Below are 13,774 nucleotides of genomic sequence, written 5' to 3' on the forward strand. Positions count from 1 at the left end.
GGGTGCCGACCGTTGGTCGGCACACCTGCCCAATCACACCCGCCCGAACACCAGCGCTGCGTTGGTGCCACCGAAGCCGAAGCTGTTGGACATCACCGTATCCAGCGTCTGCTCGCGGCTCTCGCGCAGGATCGGGAAGCTCTCCACCTTCGGGTCCAGTTCGCCGATGTTGGCCGAACCGGCAACGAAGCCATCGCGCATCATCAGCAGGCAGTAGATTGCCTCGTGCACGCTGGCCGCGCCCAGCGAATGGCCGGACAGCGCCTTGGTGGAGGACAGCGGCGGCATCGCGTCGCCGAACACTTCGCGGATTGCGTTGAGCTCGGTGACGTCGCCCAGCGGCGTGGAGGTGCCGTGGGTGTTGAGGTAGTCCAGCGGGCGATCGACGCCCTGCAGCGCCATCTTCATGCAGCGCACCGCGCCTTCGCCGGACGGGGCGACCATGTCGGCGCCATCGGAGGTCACGCCATAGCCGATCAGCTCGGCATGGATGTGTGCGCCGCGTGCGACGGCGTGGTCGTAATCCTCCAGCACCAGCATGCCGCCGCCACCGGCGATGACGAAGCCGTCGCGGTCCTTGTCGTACGGGCGCGAGGCACTGGCCGGGGTGTCGTTGAAGCTGGTCGACAGCGCGCCCATCGCGTCGAACATCACGCTCATCGACCAGTGCAGGTCTTCACCGCCACCGGCGAACATGATGTCCTGCGCGCCATGGCGGATCATGTCCGCGGCGGCGCCGATGCAGTGCGCCGAGGTCGCGCAGGCGGCCGACAGCGAATAGCTGACGCCCTTGATCTGGTAGGCGGTGGCCAGGCAGGCGGAGACCGTCGAGCACATCGTGCGCGGCACCATGTACGGGCCGACCTTGCGCACGCCACGTTCGCGCAGCAGGTCGACCGCGCCGATCTGCCACTCGCTGGAGCCGCCACCGGAACCGGCGATCAGGCCGGTACGCAGGTTGCTGACCTGCTCGGGGCTGAGCCCGGCATCGGCGATGGCATCGCGCATGGACAGGTAGGCGAAGGCCGCCGCATCGCTCATGAAGCGCTTCTGCTTGCGGTCGATCAGCGCCTCCAGATCGAGGTCGACGCGACCGCCGACCTGGCTGCGCAGGCCCGCTTCGGCGTGGTCGGCCAGGGCGGTGATGCCCGAGCGCCCTTCGCGCAGCGCAGCCGAAACGGTATCCAGATCATTGCCGAGGCAGGACGTGATGCCCATGCCGGTGATGACGACGCGACGCATCAGAAGCTCCCGGTTTCAGTGAACAGGCCGACGCGCAGGTCGCGCGCGCTGTAGATTTCGCGATCATCCACGTACATGCGGGCGTCCGACTGGGCCATCACCAGCTTGCGGTTGATGACCCGGCTGATGTCGATCTCGTAGCGCACCCGCTTGGCCTCCGGCAGGACCTGGCCGGTGAACTTCACCTCGCCGCAGCCCAGTGCGCGGCCCTTGCCCGGGGCGCCCAGCCAGGTCAGGAAGAAGCCGGTCAGCTGCCACATGGCATCCAGGCCCAGGCAGCCGGGCATCACCGGGTCACCGATGAAGTGGCAGCCGAAGAACCACAGGTCCGGGCGGATATCCAGCTCGGCGCGTACCATGCCCTTGCCATGCGGTCCGCCGTCCTCGCGGATGTCGGTGATGCGGTCGAACATCAGCATCGGATCGTTGGGCAAACGGCCGGCGGCGGTGCCGAACAGTTCACCGCGTGCGCTGGCCAGCAGCTGTTCGCGGTTGAACGCGTGGAGACGGGTCATGAAGCACAATCCTGGAAGCGGGGAAACGGGAAAACAAGTCCTCGAGGATGCCCGTGGAAACTGTGCCGATCAAACATTTCAACCGTACGCAACCGTAGTGTTTTCAAGGGAATACGCGCATCCTGTTGATGTGCAACGACCATACTTCGGCGTGTGGCCCGTTCGGCACGCCCCCGCCTTTTCCGCCTGACATGACCCGACTGCGCAAGATCATCCACGTTGACATGGACGCGTTCTACGCGTCGGTGGAGCAGCGCGACGATCCGTCACTGCGCGGCAAGCCGGTGGTTGTGGCATGGCGCGGCGCACGCTCGGTGGTGTGCGCGGCCTCGTACGAGGCACGCGTGTTCGGCGTGCGTTCGGCGATGCCCGCCGTGCGTGCCGAGCGCCTGTGCCCGGACGCGATCTTCGTGCCGCCGGACTTCGCACGTTACAAGGCGGTGTCACAGCAGGTACGCGGGATCTTCCTGCGCCATACCGACCTGGTCGAGCCGTTGTCGCTGGACGAGGCCTACCTGGACGTGACCGAGCCGAAGAGCGGCATCGAACTGGCCACCGACATCGCCCGCACCATCCGTGCGCAGATCCGCGAGGAGACGAACCTGACCGCTTCAGCCGGGATCGCGCCGAACAAGTTCCTGGCCAAGATCGCCTCGGACTGGCGCAAGCCCGACGGCCAGTTCGTGATTCCGCCGCAGCGGGTGGACGCCTTCCTGCTGCCACTGCCGGTGAGCCGGGTGCCCGGCGTCGGCAAGGTGATGGAAGGAAAACTTGCCGCACGTGGCATCGTCACCTGCGGCGATCTGCGGCAGTGGGCCTTGATCGATCTGGAAGAGGCGTTCGGCAGTTTCGGTCGCAGCCTGTACAACCGTGCACGTGGCATCGACGAGCGGCCGGTGGAGCCGGACCAGCAGGTGCAGTCGATCTCCTCGGAGGACACCTTCGCCGAGGACCTGCTGCTGGAAGACCTCGGCGAGGCGATCGTGCAGCTGGCGGAGAAGACCTGGAATGCCACGCGCAAGACCGAGCGTGTCGGCCACACCGTGGTGCTGAAGCTGAAGACCGCGCAGTTCCGCATCCTCACCCGCAGCTTCACCCCCGAGCGCCCGCCCGAGTCGATGGAAGAACTGCGCGACATCGCCCTGGCCCTGCGCGCCCGCGTCGACCTGCCGGCGGAGACCCGCTACCGGCTGGTGGGTGTCGGCCTCGGTGGCTTCCGCGAAAAGGAGCCGGTGGTGCAGGGGGAGTTGTTCGAGCACGACATGAACAATCCCACAGATACCTAATCATCAAACAGTGGGGTCAGAGCCCGTTGCGTAGCAACGGAATCCGACCCCGTGCCGACCAACGGTCGGCACCCACCATCAGCAGCAGGTTCCGACAGTTAGCGGGAAACTATCGAAGGCGGGGTGGGTCCGGTTGCGGGGGGCGTGAGCCGCATGGATGCGGCGACCGAGCTTACATGGACGTACTTGCAGCGCCCCCCGCAACCGGACCCACCCCGCCCACCCTCAGGAAACCAGCTTCTGCTGTTGCTTCGGCTGTTGCTGTTGCCTCTGCCGGTGCAGGGCGCAGCCCTGCAAAAGAAAACCGCCTAGCTCATGGCCACTGCATCTCGCCCTTGGCCACCTTCGCACTCAGTTCCAGCGATGCCGCGCCGTCCAGCTTCGGGTAGCGTGCCTGCATTGCTTTCACCAGCGCCGCACTGTCCTTGGCCTTTGCCGTCTCGGCGTCGAACGCACGGATGTAGTCCGCGGTGAAGCGCAACGCACTGGCATCCAGCGCCGCACCCGGCGCGTAATGCCCCGGCACCACCACCTTCGGTTTCAGTGCCTGCAGCCGCTGCAGGGTCTGCAGCCAGTCGGTGTGCGACTTCGGCGTCTGCGTGTCGGCCATCCACACGTGTTCACCGGCCACCACCGGAATGCCACCGACGATCGCGCGCAGCGACGGCACCCACAGCACCGTGCGGTCCGGGGTCGGGCCATCCAGGCCGATCAGCGGCAGGCGCTGGCCCTCCAGCTGCAGGGCATCGTCGTCCAGCACCTGCGGCACCACGATGCGCGCGGGCACGTCGGTACCCATCTTCGGCCCCCAGTAGGCCAGCTTGCCGGCCTGGGTCTGCTGGATGTGGGCGACGGTCTGCGCGGTGGCGACGATGCGTGCCTGCGGGAACGCGTCCTGCACGGTGGCTAGGCCGAAGTAGTAATCCGGATCACCGTGGCTGATGTAGATCGTGGTCAGCTGCTTGCCGCTGGCGCGGATCAGCGCGACCAGCTTGCGCGCGTCACTGGCACCAAACTGCGCATTGACCAGGATCGCGTCGTGGCGGCCTTCGATCAGCACCGAGGACACCGAGAACATCGCCTGCGGGCCGGGATGGAAGGTCTGCAGGTGCAATTGGGATTTCGTCGCCGTGGCCGGAGCGGCAGCGGCCGGCGCCGCCAGCAGCGGCGCACTGGCGAAGCCAGCGACAAGGGCGAGGGGAAGCAGCAGGGCAGCGGTACGCATCGGAATTCCTTGTGTAGCGCCGAGCCAATGCCCGGCTGCAGGTTCGCGTAGCGCCGAGCGCAGGCTCGGCACTACAAGGGACGCACGTGGATCAATACGCCGCGGTGATGATCTGCTTCGGGTACGCGTGCGCTTCCAGCTCAGCGACGAACGCGGCGCCGTAGTCGGCGTAGCTGATGCGGCTATGGCCGCTGGCATCGGCCAGGAGCGCCTTGGGCTGCACGCGGTACTGGCCACGCTCTTCACCCGGGCCGATTTCGGCGGCCGGCGAGAAGAAGGTCCAGTCCAGGTCATCCACCGCCTGCAGGCGGTTGAACGCTTCGCGGTGGGCCAGTGCGTACGGCTTGTAGGCCTCCGGGAAGGTGGGGGTATCGACCAGCTGCACGCCGGGGGCCACTTCCAGGCTGCCGGCACCACCGACCACCACCAGGCGCGGTACACCGGCCTTGCATGCGGCGGCGGCCAGTTGCGCGGCAACCTCGCCCACGCGTCCGATGTCATCGCCCGGGCGCGGGCCGTAGGCGCTGGCCAGTACGTCGTGGCCGGCGATGGCGGCGACCAGCGCGTCCAGGTCATCCAGCGAAGCGATCACCGGGTGGGCGCCGGCCAGCTCGGCCGGAAGGTCCTGTGCGCTGCGCACGATGACGGTGAGTTCGTGGCCGCGGGCCAGCGCGTGGCGGGCGATCTGGCGGCCGATGTTGCCGGTGGAACCAACGAGGGCGATCTTCATGGCAGGACTCCGTGGGGCGGTGTGGGGTGGGAATGGGGCCACTCTAGGCCGCTGCAGTCGATCGAAAAACAGCGTATAACGCGCTTGTTTGTTGCATGGATCGAGCATATGGACCGACTGACCGCCATGACCGTGTTCGTCGAAGTGGCCGAGCGCGGCAGCCTCACCGCTGCCGCCGAGGTGCTGGACATGTCGCGGGCGATGGTCAGCCGCTACCTGGCCGAGGTCGAGGGCTGGCTGGGTGCGCGCCTGCTGCACCGGACCACGCGCCGGGTCAGCCTGACCGGCCCGGGCGAGGCGGCGCTGGCGCGCTTCCGTCAGATGCTGGCGATTGGCGAAGAACTGCAGGGCGAGCTGGCCAGTGATGATCCCGAGCCGCACGGCACGCTGCGGGTGACTGCCAGCGTGTCGTTCGGGCAGAGCCACCTGGCGCGGGCGGTGGCCGGCTTTGTTGCGCGTCATCCGGCGGCACGCATCGAACTGCTGCTGGTCGACCGTACGGTGAACCTGGTGGAGGAGCGGGTGGACCTGGCGGTGCGTATCGCGCGCCAGATCGACCCCAGCCTGATCGCACGGCGGCTGGCCACCTGCCGCTCGGTACTGTGCGCGACGCCGTCCTACCTGCAGGCACGCGGCACACCGACCGCCCCCGAGCACCTGGCCGCGCACAACTGCCTGACCCATCACTACGTCGGCAGAAGCCTGTGGCAGCTGCACCGCGATGGCCGTTCGTTGTCGGTGGCGGTAGGCGGGAACATCAGTGCCAACGAGGCCTCGCTGCTGCTGGAGGCGGTGCGCGCCGGTGCCGGCATTGCCATGCTGCCGACCTACCAGGTGGCGCCGCTGCTGCGCAGTGGCGAGCTGATCGAACTGCTGCCCGGATTCAGCCTGGATGAGCTCGGCATTCATGCCGTGTACGCGTCGCGGCGCCAGCAGCCCGCTATCATGCGGCGATTCCTGGACTACCTGGCCGAGTGTTTCGCCAGCCCGGCCTTCCAGGATCTGGATTGGCGCCCACCGGGCAAGGAGAACACATGAACCATGGACAGGCCTTGATCGACCACAACCGTGCTGCCTGGGACCGCCAGGCCAGCGAAGTGCGCGAATGGTCGCGCCCGGTGGAGAGTTCAACCATTGCCGCCGCGCGCGAAGGCCGCTGGCAGGTGCACCTCACGCCCCGCGCGTTGCCACTGGACTGGCTGGGCGACGTGCGCGGCCGTCGCATCCTGTGCCTGGCCTCGGGCGGGGGCCAGCAGGCGCCGGTGCTGGCGGCGGCCGGCGCCGACGTCACCGTGTTCGACCTGTCCGACGGGCAGCTGGAACAGGACCGCCGGGTCGCTGCGCGCGACGGCCTGCAGCTGCGCACGGTGCAGGGCGACATGCGCGACCTGCACGTGTTCGCCAACGACAGCTTCGACGTGGTGTTCCACCCGATCTCCAACCTGTACGTGCCCGACGTGCGTCCGGTGTGGACCGAATGCCGCCGTGTGCTGGCGCGCGACGGGATGCTGATGGCCAGCTTCTACAACCCGGTGCTGTTCGTCGGTGCACGTGATCCGCAGCTGGATGCACAGGGCCTGATCCGGCCGCGGTACGCCATTCCCTATTCGGACCTGGAAGACCTGGCGCCGGCCGAGCGCGAGGCAAAGCTGGCCCGTGGCGATGCGCTGACCTTCGGCCACAGCCTGACCGAACTGATCGGTGGGCAGCTGGATGCCGGCTTCGTCATCGACCGCTTCATGGAAGACTGGCAGCCGCAGCCGCGCTTCCTGATCGACCGCTATCTGCCCACCTTCCTCGCCACCCGCGCACGCAGGATCGGCTGAGGCACAGCGGCAGAAGGGTCTGCGGAAAAAGCGGCGGCGTACAATGGACGGCCCCACGTTCAACAGGTGCCGTCCCTTGTCGTATCCCTATCCGCTGGTCGTGTTCGACCTCGATGGCACGCTGGTCGACAGCGCGGCTGATATCGCTGAAGCGCTGAACCGCACGCTGGAGGCCATCGGTGTGGCACGCGTGCCGGAAACCACGGTGCTCGGCTGGATCGGCGACGGTGTGCGCCGCTTGGTCGAACAGGCCGTGCATGCGGCCGGCCGCGAGGTCGACATGGGCGAAGTGATGCCGGTGTTCATGGTGCACTACCGTGAGTGCCTGCTGCGCAGCCCGCGCCTGTTCGATGGCGTGGCCGAGGCACTGGCCCAGCTGCGTGCGCGCCATGTGCCGCTGGCAATCTGCACCAACAAGCCCGAAGCGCTGGTGCCACCGCTGCTGCAGCACCTGGGCATCGGTGATGCGTTCGCGCTGATACTGGGCGGCGATTCGCTGCCGCAGCGCAAGCCCAGCGGTGAGCCACTGCGGCACATCGCCGCGCACTTCGGGTTGCCGGTGGATGCCTGCCTGATGGTGGGCGATTCGCTGACCGACTACCGTGCCGCCGAAGATGCCGGCATGCCGATCGCGCTGGTGCGCTACGGCTATCCGCGCGGCCTGGACCTGGCCACCGCGCATGCGGTGGCGGTGATCGACGACCTGCGTGAGCTGCCGGGGTTGGCCACGGGCATTCCGGTATAGAGCCGAGCCCACGCTCGGCTCACAGTAGATCGACGCCATGCGTCGATGGCGTCAGGATGCGCCGGGCAATGCCCGGCGCATTTCCTTACTTCGGCTGGTAACGCACGCTCAGCTGGTACTCGCGGCCGGGCTGGTTGAACCACGCCACCGTCTCGTAGCGGCGGTCGAACACGTTGGCGGCACGCGCCAGCAGCGACCATTCCGGCGTCAGCGCGTACTCGGCGCGCAGGTCCAAGGTACCGTAGCCGCCAACCTTCACCGCGTTGGCGGCATCGTCATAACGCTTGCCCGCACCCTGCACGGTCAGGCCGGCGCGGAAACCGCCGAAACGACGGTCGATGTCCAGGCGTGCGGTCTGCTGTGCACGGCGCGGCAGCCAGTTGTCGAACTGGGTGCTGCCGTGGGTGCGGTTGCGCGGGTCGGTGTAGCTCAGCTGCGCGTTGATGTCGAAGCCGGCCAACAGCACGCCGCCGGTCAGCTCGGCACCACGGATGCGCGCCTTCTCCACCTGCTGCATTTTCATGGTGGACGCATCGTAGGTGATCAGGTCATCGATGCGGGTCTCGTAGACGTCCAGGCCCCAATGCCAGCCCTGGCCCTGCTGCGAAACACCGAGGTTGGCGCTCTTCGACTTCTCCGGGTTCAACGTTGGCACGCCGCTCCACGGGTCATACAGGTCACTGAAGGTCGGTGCCTTGAACGCGGTGCCGTAGCTGGCATTGACGCGCAGGCCGTGGCCCAGCTCCATCGCCCAGCCAACGCTGCCGGTGGCGTGATTGCCGAACTGCTGGTTGTCGTCATTGCGCGCGCTGGCCTGCAGCTGGTGGCGGCCGAAGCGGCCCTGGTACTGCACGAACACGCCGGTGTTGCGGCGGCTGTCGACGAGATACCCGGCGCTGCTGCCATCCAGATTGTCTTCGCTCCAGTCCACGCCGGTGCTCAGCAGCTGGCCTTCGGCCAAGGTGATGTCACCCTGCAGCGAGGCGCTGTCGCGATGGGTCTGCGCGCTGCCGCGGGCACCGAAGTCGCCGAAATTATCCGACTCGTTGTCGCTGCGGCCGACATTTGCAGTTAAGGCCAGGCGCTCGGACGGGGTGTAGCGCACCTTGCCGGCCAGCACCTGCTGGCGGGTTTCCGAGTAGTTGTAATAGCCGTCGTAGTGGTTCTTGCCGTCGGCGCGCAGCGCGCTGCCTTCCACGTTCCACTGGTCGTTGACGGTGTAGCCGCCACGCAGGCTCTTGGACAGGTTGCGGTAGCCATCGCGGTCGGGTTCGTCGGCGAAGCAGCCGGTGAACAGCGTCGCCGAGCCGCGACAGGCGTCGATGCCATCGGAATGCTGGTAGGCGATGTCGGCGCCGAACCAGCCGCGTTCGGTACCGCCGCCGATGCCGCCGCTGGCTTCGCGCAGGCCGTTGCTGCCGCCACCGAGCTGGAAGTGCGGAGCAAAATCGCCCTGGTTGCGGCGGGTGAAGATCTGGATCACGCCCCCGATGGCGTCGGCGCCGTACAGGCTGGACTGCGGGCCGCGCACGATTTCCACGCGCTCGATCTGCGCCAGCGGCAGGTCCTGGTACATGGCCAGGCCGAGGTCGGCGCTGTTGATGCGCACGCCGTCGACCAGCACCACGGTGTGGCCCGAGTTGGTGCCGCGCAGGAACAGCGAGCTCTGCTTGCCGAGCCCGCCGGCATTGGCCAGGTTGATGCCGGCGCGGCCACGCAGCAGCTCCTGCAGCGAGGTGGCCTGGCTGGATTCGATCTGCGCGCGATCGATCACCTGTGCCGGCGCGATGCTGTCCTGCAGGGCGATCGGGGTGCGGGTGGCGGTGACCAGGATCTGGTCGAGCGCGGTGGTGTCATCGGCGGCCTGGGCCAGCGCGGGCAGGGCGGCCAGCACGGCCAGGGACAGCATTCGGGACTGCAGCTTCATGGGGGACTCCAGGTGCCACGCACGCCCGCGTGGCGAAGGGGAGGAGCCGCGAAGGCAGGCATGCGCCGACGCCGCAGCGCAGGCTGCGGTCATCCAGCGCCATGCCCACCGCATCGCGACCTGAGGCTTCCGGGCCGGTCTCCGGGCTTGCCGCCGGGTGGCGCGAGGCCACCGTCCAGGCGCCTTCCCATGCCTGCGGCACAGTGGCGTTGTTGCCTGGAACTGACGTGCTTACCGTTGCGGGGGCAGCGCCGGCATGGCGTTGAATCACGCGTCACCGGCTTCCCGTTTCAACCTGCCGGCCGTGGCCGCAGGTCACCTGGAAGTGCGCGCAGTCTACGGCATCGAAGGCGGCCCGTAGCGTCGAGCCTGCTCGACTGCCTTTGCCGTGCCTTTAGAATGGTCCCTCGATCCCGTGGTGCCGTTGCCGATGTCCGCCTGTTTTCCGCTGTTCCCGCGTTGCCCGTACAGGACGCGTGCATGATCCTCGACCTGGTCCGCCATGCCGGCAACGGTCGCGATGAGTTCCTCGATGGCCGCAGCGATCCACCGCAGCTGGCCCGCCTGCCGCAGGAACTGGTCGACGCCTACGCTGCGCAGCCCTGGGAGCGGGTGATCAGTTCGCCGCGGCTGCGCTCGCTGCACACGGCGATGGCCCTGGCCACCCCGCGCGGGCTGGACGTGGAAGCGGACGAGGAATGGGAAGAGCTGGATTTCGGCGATTGGGACGGGCAGTCGCTGTTCGACCTGCCGGAGGACGCGCTGGCGGCCTTTCACGCCGATCCGCATGCATTCCCGCCACCGAATGGTGAAAGCTGGGGCCACTTCGAGCGGCGCATCGCGCGCGCGCTGGATCGCCTGCTTGATGTTGACGATCCGGTGCCGACGCTGGTGGTCAGCCATGGTGGTCCACTGCGCATGGTGCTGTCACAGGTCTGCGGCCTGCCGATGTCACTGTGCTGGGCACTGCGCATCGATCACGGCACCCGCCTGCGGGTGTGGGTGGAACGCGGTGAGGTCGGGCTGGTGGGCGAGCTGCTGGAACTGCAGCAGCCCTGACCCGACGGTAGTGCCGGCCGCTGGCCGGCTTCCTCAGGAACGCTGCAAAGATCGTGCAGTTGCCGGCCAGCGGCCGGCACTACCCGTCAGTCCTCGTCGGCGTGCTCGGCCACGCTGTCTTCCGCGTCATCGTCGGCGTCGAAGCGCTGCTCATGCACCGGACCCGACGCCGGGCCGGCCGCCTTCAGCGGGTGCGCGGCGATGCGCGCTTCGTAATCCTGCACCAGCGCCTCACGCTGCGGCTCGCTCAGTTCCTGCCAGTGGCAGTCCAGCAGCGCGCCTTCCAGCGAGTACAACAGGTTCAGGCTGGGCTTGAAGCCCGCGCGCTTGACCTTGACGAAGGCGCCGACCGCACCGATTGCAACCAGGTCCTCGCGGCTGCGCAGGCCGACCTGGCGCAGCCACGCCGCACTCTTCGGGCCGATGTTGCGCAGCTTCGGTGCGCTCATCCCAGCGCCTCGACGAACACGCGGGCGATGGCTTCCAGGCCGGCCTGGTCATCGGCATCGAAGCGGCCGACCTTCGGGCTGTCGATGTCGAATACGCCGATCAGTTCATCACCACGCAGCAGCGGCACCACCAGTTCCGAGCGCGAGGCCGAATCGCAGGCGATGTGGCCGGGGAAGGCATCGACGTCGTCCACGCGCTGGGTCACGCGCTGGCTGGCGGCGGCACCGCACACGCCCTTGTCCAGCGGGATGCGCACGCAGGCCGGCAGGCCCTGGAACGGGCCGACCACCAGCTCCTTGCCATCGTACAGGTAGAAGCCCACCCAGTTCAGGTCGGGCAGGGCGTGGTAGACCAGTGCGGAGAGGTTGGCCGCGTTGGCGATGCGGTCGGACTCGGCGTAGACCAGGCCACGGGCCTGTTCCAGCAGCTGGGCGTATTGTTCCGGCTTGCTGCCGGTAAGCGAGGCATTGGCGAACATGCCCGCAGTCTAGCAAGCACGCCGGGCCGGCGATAATGCACGCCCTGTCGTCCCGTTGGAGCCCATCGATGCCGCTGCCCGCCACGCTGCCGCCCGCCCTGTTCGTTACTGGCACCGATACCGAGATCGGCAAGACTGCAGCCAGCACCGCGCTGCTGCATGCACTGCGCCGGCGCGGCCTGCGCGCGGTAGGCATGAAGCCGGTGGCCAGCGGCAGCGAAGACCTGGGGCAGGGCCTGCGCAACGAAGACGCGCTGGCCCTGCAGGCAGCCAGCTGGCCGGTGCCGGACTACGCCGACCTGAACCCGTATGCGCTGCGGCAGCCGCTGGCACCGGAACTGGCCGCTGCCGAGGATGGCGTGCAGGTGGAGCTGGCGCCGATCGTGGCCGCGTTCGCGCGACTGCGCGCGCAGGCCGATGTCGTGGTGGTGGAGGGCGTTGGCGGTTGGCTGGCGCCGGTCTCGGCCACGCTGGACCAGCTGGACCTGGTACGTGCACTGCGGCTGCCGGTGCTGCTGGTGGTGGGCATGCGGCTGGGCTGCGTCAACCACGCGCGACTGACTGCGCAGTCGCTGCAGGCCAGCGGCGTGGAGTGCCTGGGCTGGATCGGCAACCACATCGACCCGGCGATGCAGCGCCAGGACGAGAACATCAGGACCCTGCAGCAACGCTTGCCGATGCCGTGCTGGGGACGGCTGCCGCATCTGCCGGGTGCGAGTGGTGAGGCGCTGAGTGCCAATCTGCGCGGGGACCCGGGGTAGCGCCGGGCCATGCCCCGCGAGCGCGCAGCGCGGCGACCAGAAAGCCCGCCGGGCATGGCCCGGCGCTACCGATCAATCAGCGCCAGCTCCCGCGCGATCGCACCCAGCCGCTCCACTGCGCCGATGAAGCGCGCGTCCAGCGTCTGGCAGCACGACAGCCGCAGGCAGTGGCGATAACGCGCACCCCGTGAATAGACCTGGCCGGGCATGAACACGATGTCCTCCTGCAATGCACGCTCGAACAGCTCGCGCGTATCCACGCCCGGCAGTTCCAGCCACAGCAGGAACCCGCCCTGCGGTTCGGTGGCGCGGGTGCCGGCCGGGAAGTGTTCGGCCACCAGCTGGCGCAGCCGTCCCACCTGTTCGCGGTACAGCCGGCGCATGCGGTGCAGGTGGTGCTCGTAGCTGCCCGCTTCCAGATACGCGGCCACCGCGTCGCCGAGCAACTGCGGCTCGCCGCCGGTGGACTGGAATTTGAGCAGTGCGATGCGTTCGGCGAAGCGGCCGCCGTCCAGCCAGCCGATGCGGTAATCCGGTGCCAGTGTCTTGGAGAAACCACCGACCACCATCACCCAGCCATCGCGATCAAAGGCCTTCAGCAAGGGCGCCGGCGGTTCGCAGAACTGCAGCTCGGCGTACACCGCATCCTCGATCAGCGGCAGTTGCCGTGCGTTGACCAGCTCGGCCAGGCGTTGCTTGGCGGGTGTCGGCATGGTGCAGCCCAGCGGGTTGTGCACGGTGGGCATCACCACCAGCGCGGCCAGCGGGGTGTGCTCCAGCAGCGCATCCAGCGCATCCACATCCAGGCCGTGCTGCGGATGGGTGGGCAGCTCGATGGCCTGCAGGCCGAGGTTGGCCAGCAACGGGTACAGGTTGAAGTAGGACGGCGCCTCGATGCCCACCGCATCACCGGGCTGGGTGACCGCGCGCAGCGCCAGCTGCAGGGCCTCCATCGCACCGTGGGTCAGCAGCAGGCGCTCGCTGTGGGTGTGCAGGCCCATGCGTGGCCCGCGGCGCACGATCTGCGCCAGCAGCCGCGGCGAGCCGTTCGGGCGCGCGTAGGTCTCCACCGTCTGCAGGCCGTGGCGCAGCACCTGCGCGGTATGCCGGGCCAGCTGCGCGCCCGGATAGAACTGGCGCCCGCGCGGACCGGCAAAGGCCAGGTCGACCACACCGGGGCGCCGCTGTGCTTCCAGCACGCGGGCCATCAGCACCTGCTGCAGTGGTGCGGTGGGTGCGGACGGGGTATCCCGCAGCGAACGCTCCGGTACCGACAGCCGCGGCGCGACCTCGAAGCCGGCCTTGGGCCGCGGAATGACCAGGCCGGCGTCTTCCAGCTGGCGATAGGCGGCAATCACCGTGTTCAGGCTGAGCCTGCGCTGCAGGGCCATCTGCCGCAGCGAAGGCAGGCGGCTGCCGACCGGAAGGCGCCCGCCGTGGATGGCCTCGGCCAGTTCGTCGGACAGCCGCTGGTAGCGGGGTGGGATCATCGCGCTCTGGTCATCTGTATCCATCGAAGTTCCCGCCATC

14 protein-coding genes and 1 riboswitch are annotated in these 13,774 nt (G+C 68.3%); of the genes, 6 read left to right on the forward strand and 8 right to left on the reverse strand.

Features of this window, described 5'->3' with window-relative positions; translation table 11 throughout:
• Positions 1 to 33: 33 nt before the first annotated feature.
• A complete protein-coding gene (gene fabB / locus ACYKG1_RS02375) occupies positions 34 to 1,242 on the reverse strand; it encodes a beta-ketoacyl-ACP synthase I (protein WP_100471164.1) in 1,209 nt (402 codons plus the stop codon).
• Entirely contained in the window at positions 1,242 to 1,757 is a 516-nt protein-coding gene (fabA, locus tag ACYKG1_RS02380) for a 3-hydroxyacyl-[acyl-carrier-protein] dehydratase FabA (RefSeq protein WP_100471165.1), read from the reverse strand. Before fabA ends, fabB begins: the two co-directional genes overlap by 1 nt.
• 191 nt (positions 1,758 to 1,948) lie before the next feature.
• Here fabA and dinB point away from each other — a divergent pair, with 191 nt between their 5' ends.
• Positions 1,949 to 3,043, forward strand: a complete 1,095-nt coding sequence (gene dinB / locus ACYKG1_RS02385; protein ID WP_478471737.1) for a DNA polymerase IV — start codon at positions 1,949 to 1,951, stop codon at positions 3,041 to 3,043.
• A gap of 313 nt (positions 3,044 to 3,356) precedes the next feature.
• Here dinB and ACYKG1_RS02390 read toward each other — a convergent pair whose 3' ends face one another.
• Together ACYKG1_RS02390 and ACYKG1_RS02395 are read right to left on the reverse strand one after the other, a co-directional pair.
• Positions 3,357 to 4,268 (reverse strand): MBL fold metallo-hydrolase, encoded by a 912-nt coding sequence (locus ACYKG1_RS02390; protein ID WP_478471739.1) that lies wholly within the window; start codon positions 4,266 to 4,268, stop codon positions 3,357 to 3,359.
• Between the two features lie 91 nt (positions 4,269 to 4,359).
• Positions 4,360 to 4,998, reverse strand: a complete 639-nt coding sequence (locus ACYKG1_RS02395; protein ID WP_262083026.1) for an NAD(P)-dependent oxidoreductase — start codon at positions 4,996 to 4,998, stop codon at positions 4,360 to 4,362.
• Between the two features lie 108 nt (positions 4,999 to 5,106).
• On the opposite strand from ACYKG1_RS02395, the gene ACYKG1_RS02400 reads away from it, so the two are divergent.
• The 3 genes from ACYKG1_RS02400 (at position 5,107) to gph (ending at position 7,569) form a co-directional block, all read left to right on the forward strand.
• Entirely contained in the window at positions 5,107 to 6,036 is a 930-nt protein-coding gene (locus ACYKG1_RS02400; RefSeq protein WP_262083027.1) for a LysR family transcriptional regulator, read from the forward strand.
• Positions 6,033 to 6,824, forward strand: coding sequence for a class I SAM-dependent methyltransferase (locus ACYKG1_RS02405; RefSeq protein ID WP_100471170.1), 792 nt, complete (start codon positions 6,033 to 6,035; stop codon positions 6,822 to 6,824). Before ACYKG1_RS02400 ends, ACYKG1_RS02405 begins: the two co-directional genes overlap by 4 nt.
• A 76-nt stretch (positions 6,825 to 6,900) precedes the next feature.
• A complete protein-coding gene (gene gph, locus ACYKG1_RS02410; RefSeq protein ID WP_262083028.1) occupies positions 6,901 to 7,569 on the forward strand; it encodes a phosphoglycolate phosphatase in 669 nt (222 codons plus the stop codon).
• Between the two features lie 85 nt (positions 7,570 to 7,654).
• On the opposite strand, the gene btuB is transcribed toward gph, so the two are convergent.
• Entirely contained in the window at positions 7,655 to 9,496 is a 1,842-nt protein-coding gene (gene btuB / locus ACYKG1_RS02415) for a TonB-dependent vitamin B12 receptor (protein ID WP_478471740.1), read from the reverse strand.
• 115 nt (positions 9,497 to 9,611) lie between these two features.
• Positions 9,612 to 9,834: riboswitch (cobalamin riboswitch) on the reverse strand.
• Positions 9,835 to 9,976: 142 nt separating this feature from the next.
• Between btuB and ACYKG1_RS02420 the strand changes: the two genes are divergently transcribed.
• The gene (locus ACYKG1_RS02420) at positions 9,977 to 10,555 is read left to right on the forward strand and encodes a histidine phosphatase family protein (protein WP_262083030.1); all 579 of its coding nucleotides are present in this window, start codon (positions 9,977 to 9,979) and stop codon (positions 10,553 to 10,555) included.
• 86 nt (positions 10,556 to 10,641) lie between these two features.
• On the opposite strand, the gene ACYKG1_RS02425 is transcribed toward ACYKG1_RS02420, so the two are convergent.
• Together ACYKG1_RS02425 and ACYKG1_RS02430 are read right to left on the reverse strand one after the other, a co-directional pair.
• Complete coding sequence (locus ACYKG1_RS02425) at positions 10,642 to 11,004, reverse strand: TfoX/Sxy family protein (RefSeq protein ID WP_014035860.1); 363 nt, start codon at positions 11,002 to 11,004, stop codon at positions 10,642 to 10,644.
• Positions 11,001 to 11,483, reverse strand: a complete 483-nt coding sequence (locus ACYKG1_RS02430) for a GAF domain-containing protein (protein WP_004140850.1) — start codon at positions 11,481 to 11,483, stop codon at positions 11,001 to 11,003. Before ACYKG1_RS02430 ends, ACYKG1_RS02425 begins: the two co-directional genes overlap by 4 nt.
• A gap of 68 nt (positions 11,484 to 11,551) precedes the next feature.
• Here ACYKG1_RS02430 and bioD point away from each other — a divergent pair, with 68 nt between their 5' ends.
• Entirely contained in the window at positions 11,552 to 12,244 is a 693-nt protein-coding gene (bioD, locus tag ACYKG1_RS02435) for a dethiobiotin synthase (protein ID WP_100471175.1), read from the forward strand.
• Positions 12,245 to 12,309: 65 nt separating this feature from the next.
• On the opposite strand, the gene ACYKG1_RS02440 is transcribed toward bioD, so the two are convergent.
• Complete coding sequence (locus tag ACYKG1_RS02440) at positions 12,310 to 13,758, reverse strand: aminotransferase-like domain-containing protein (protein WP_100471176.1); 1,449 nt, start codon at positions 13,756 to 13,758, stop codon at positions 12,310 to 12,312.
• Positions 13,759 to 13,774: the final 16 nt, after the last annotated feature.

The organism is Stenotrophomonas sp. 85239_Sma, assembly GCF_056481725.1.